Annotated in this window: 1 protein-coding gene; it reads left to right on the top strand. The window is 44.9% G+C overall.

The features are described 5' to 3' along the window. Positions 1 to 5: 5 nt before the first annotated feature. A complete protein-coding gene (locus BCT81_RS02455) occupies positions 6 to 866 on the top strand; it encodes a delta-class carbonic anhydrase (protein ID WP_102423146.1) in 861 nt (286 codons plus the stop codon). The last annotated feature ends 162 nt before the right edge of the window (positions 867 to 1028 follow it).

Below are 1028 nucleotides of genomic sequence, written 5' to 3'. Positions count from 1 at the left end.
GAGATATGAAAAACAAAAGTGTGTTTTTAAGCGTCGCCATGGTTATGTTATCCACGAAAGCAAGTGCGTCAGATGCCAGTCATGAAGCGGTTTCAGACAGTGTGATAGCAGAGCAAAGAGCGCAACTGTCGGAAAATACGCAAGGTAAAGGCTTTGGTCCACAAGCGCCGCGTGACTTGGGTTCATCTGAAGGTACTAACGAGCGCTTGTTCTCAAATGCACCAGACTCAACCGCGATGAACTTATGTAATATTCACTTTCATAAAAATGCAGAGCACAAAGGCGGTGAGTTTACCCAGTATGCGGGTAATGGTGACGGCAAAGGTTTCCAAAGTGGATTCAAATACACAGGTAAGCTAAGCGAGGCTGAACTAAAACCATTTGAGGGTAAGGTTTGTCCGAGCGATCATGGTTCGCTTCATTCCGGTGATACTATTGAAGTGCATTATGTGTACTCAACGGCGCAAGTGGAGCCGGGTGAAACATTAGGGGCGTGTTTCAATGATGCAATTACTAACCCTCAGCTACGTGTAGAAACCCAAGTCTACGTCTTAGTTAATGATAACAAAGCGCTCGATTTTGAAGAGCTAGCTAAGCACTCTAAAGTGAATGGTTTGCACCAAGCGACGAACATTCCACAAAATACAGGTTCTGCTATTCAATACGCAGGCTCTACTACCGGCCCTGGCTACAACGAGCAAGGCTCACCGTTCCAAGTCACATGGAGTGTGAGGCCACAAGTGGCGAAAGTGAACATCGCAACGGTTGGTAGCTGGTGTGAGGGGAACGACTTTAATGAAGACCACGCACACGGTGTGAGAAACTTAGTCGTAAACCCTAAGTTACTGTCGCCAATCGCGAACTAGTTAAGTTTCTTTTCAACTGAAGCTGAAGTATAAAGAGCGAGCCATACGGTTCGCTTTTTTAGTATTAAAGGTTTTGAGCGTTTTAAATTAGCGAGCGACTGTCATTAGGTGAATATTCTAAGCCAGTAATAAAAGCAGATTTAAACGCCTTGATACCGTAAG

Source organism: Vibrio sp. 10N.261.52.A1, from assembly GCF_002876325.1.
GTDB classification, from domain to species: Bacteria; Pseudomonadota; Gammaproteobacteria; order Enterobacterales; family Vibrionaceae; genus Vibrio; species Vibrio chagasii.
The sequence above is the reverse complement of the archived record's forward strand: the minus strand, read 5'-3'. Positions and strand labels throughout refer to the sequence as shown.

Bases quoted from the DNA above. Each gene is read 5' to 3' on its own strand.
- BCT81_RS02455 (WP_102423146.1), top strand. From the start codon at position 6: ATGAAAAACAAAAGTGTGTTTTTAAGCGTCGCCATGGTTATGTTATCC.